A 2873-nucleotide genomic window follows, 5' to 3' on the forward strand; every position below is an offset into this window, starting at 1 on the left:
ATAGCTAAATATCCTATTATCGGGATGATCGTTCGACCGATTCTGTCGCCCTGATAGAGAGGGCGCTGCCGATGTATTTGTTTTCAAGAATTTGCCACCTGACCGAAGAGTTGAGTACCTTGATCATAAAGAAAATAGTACAACTACCACTGATTTAGATCTTACCAGGTTATTGGTTTACCCAGCCTTGTTGTTTTGTGCCAGTGGCGGCCTGACTGATTTGTATAACCTGGGTAAATCTTTAACCAAATCGATATACGACAGGACCTGCAGCCATTTCTGGCCTTCACGCACTGACAATATAAGCCAATAAATTCTAACTTAATTTAAGGTTTTACCATGCCCGGTATTCACAATTTATCACCAGCAACCGTTCTGCTAATGCCCCCCACATTATCGACAACACCAACAGATACCCTGATAAAAAAAGGTCTCTTTTCAATGGGTACTGCGGTGGTGACTGTCGCTATTTACCATCAGGTTGAGAATTTCCTCAACAAACCCAACGATGACCTTCTTGCCGGGTATTTGTCTCCCGATAAATTCGACCAATATCTGGAACTCAGGCAAAATAATCTGGATCTTGTCACCGACGTAGCCGCGCTGTCTTTAGGCCTGTTTCTTTCCAGTATCAGCGAGGGCCATATTATCAGTATGCAGAGAAATATTGCTCATTTATTCGACAGAGCCTGCGGCTGTGTGGCAAAGGCTTGTCGCTATCTGGTACGGGGTGGGAGTTAATGATACACAACCAACCGACTGTCCGTTCATGGTTTGATAACAACTTATCCTCCCCGCCAGCTTCCCAGAGCCATCGCAGAGAAAGCAACAGCGGGTGGTCATTATACCGGGTGGCAAAATTGACACTGACTACCCTTGGGCTGCTGTTCTCGACACAACAACCCACACACGCTAGCGAAAGGAGACAACTTTCACGGCAAAACGGCCTGCAAAGCTGGAATATCTCCCGACCGCTGGCATCGGACATCAGTTCCTGGCTGAGTCGCCCCCCATTGAACGGGGATAACGCCAGCGCGGTCAAAGACGTTTTCCCGGAACACAATAACCATCACCCTATTCCAACATACCTTGATAGTGATGATATATTACCCGACCTCAAGCACTTGTTTGATCAAAATTTCAACCAAAGAAGACCCAGTGGGACTCACGATAAAGGTGCCCACAGACAATCGCAACATTACAAAAACCCAAAGGCGCAAAACGCCGGGACAGTCAAGTCCTGCCAACCACCATCACCGCTGCCCCAATGCCATTACAGTGCCTGTGAATATACCAGTCAGAACACCTTGACAACGTCTGCACTGGATCTGCTCACCACCGGCCAGCCATCGCTTGTCGTCGTTGCAGTTATTGATAGTGGCATTATTCCTCACAGCGCACTCAATGGCCGGTTGGTGCCGGGCTATGACTTTATCAGCGATCCGGAGTGTGCCGGGGATGGGAACGGTTATGACGACAATCCCACCGACGAGGGAAACTTCACGCGTTTACCACCCTTCTGGCATGGTACCCGGGTGGCTGGAACCATTGCAGGGACGTCCGTCAATAAAGACGGAGTGTCGCCACTACAAAATATCATCAAAATTCAACCCATACGGTATTTGGGACGCAATAGCCTTTGCGACGAAACAGAAGAAGACTTCATCAATGCGTTAAAATGGGCTGCGGGAATACCGGTTGCCGATGTTCCCCTTAATACCAATCCCGCCAGGGTCATCAATCTCTCACTTGGCGGAATATGCGACTGTACGACGTATGAGCCGGTGTTCAAGGCGTTATACCAGAGAAACATTACCGTTATTGCAGGTGCTGGCAATGAGGCAATGCCAGCTAGCTCCAGTTGTTTTGCAAAATGCCCTCATGTCATCGCCGTTGGTGCGCAGTTAACAGAATCCTTGCTAGCCAGTTATTCCAACTTTGGCCCACCCATCTCCATTTCTGCCGTTGTGGGTGAGGGAGTGACGACCACCAGAATACCGGAGAGGCCATCCCATTGGCCGAGTTATTCGCCAAGGTACGCGGCACCAGTGCCGCTGCCGCTCTTGTCTCTCAAGCCGCTGCCCTGATGCACTCGGTGAATAACAGGCTGACGCCCGATGACATCCGGGCAATACTGATCAAAACCAGCCGTCCCTTTCAGGCACTTGACGGGTGTTACCTTGCTGATTCAACATCGCGGCTCACTATTAGAGACGCCGTTTTCTTAATCAAAGGCTCACCCAAATCATGTAACAACGCTTACTGTTACTGTGGTAGCGGGCATCTTGATATTGGCAAAGCGGTGGCTTTTGCCGCAGAAAAAGCGCTTGAACAATCAGGTGATTAATAAGCAGTGGGTGGGATGATTTATGGACTGACCCAGTCGTAGATCTTCAGCCAAGTGCGGCCCGGGAGGCTTCTGAATATGATAAATAACCATCCTGTCGAGCGGTCTTATACCCGGTTTGATAATAACTTGTCTTCCCCGCCGGGTTTCCAGAGCCATCGCAGAGAAAGTCCCCGGCAGGTGGTCGATATACCGGGTAGCGAAAGTAAGCAAAATTATAGACACCGTCTTTTCTACCAAAACCTCAATGAAACAATGTACTACCGACTACTGCGGTAGTGGGCATCTCGATATTGGCAAAGCACTGGCATTTGCGGCAGGACAGTCACTTGAAGAATCCAGTGTTCAATTAAACAATGAGTTCCAGTGGAAAAAAGATATTGTGATGATCCTGCTAAATATATCATTAATACTATTGATACCAACGATCGTGTCAGGAATTGACCCGGAATAACTTCATCATTTCAGATTGGGAAAATGCCGCCGCCCGCTGCCCGCAAAAGGACAAGTGGTTCCAGCTTTTCGG

Annotated in this window: 4 protein-coding genes; all 4 read left to right on the top strand. The window is 48.7% G+C overall.

Annotation, left to right across the window (positions count from 1 at the left end):
- Nucleotides 1-339: 339 nt before the first annotated feature.
- Entirely contained in the window at nucleotides 340-741 is a 402-nt protein-coding gene (locus KDK14_RS14090) for a hypothetical protein (protein ID WP_257265810.1), read from the top strand.
- A complete protein-coding gene (locus KDK14_RS14095; protein WP_257265811.1) occupies nucleotides 741-2087 on the top strand; it encodes a S8 family serine peptidase in 1347 nt (448 codons plus the stop codon). Before KDK14_RS14090 ends, KDK14_RS14095 begins: the two co-directional genes overlap by 1 nt.
- On the top strand, nucleotides 2015-2347 hold the full coding sequence (locus KDK14_RS14100) for a S8 family serine peptidase (RefSeq protein ID WP_373691085.1): 333 nt from the start codon (nucleotides 2015-2017) through the stop codon (nucleotides 2345-2347). Before KDK14_RS14095 ends, KDK14_RS14100 begins: the two co-directional genes overlap by 73 nt.
- Nucleotides 2348-2594: 247 nt before the next feature.
- Nucleotides 2595-2801, top strand: coding sequence for a hypothetical protein (locus tag KDK14_RS14105; RefSeq protein WP_257265813.1), 207 nt, complete (start codon nucleotides 2595-2597; stop codon nucleotides 2799-2801).
- The last annotated feature ends 72 nt before the right edge of the window (nucleotides 2802-2873 follow it).

Source organism: Endozoicomonas sp. ONNA2, from assembly GCF_024606365.1.
Lineage (GTDB): Bacteria > Pseudomonadota > Gammaproteobacteria > Pseudomonadales > Endozoicomonadaceae > Endozoicomonas.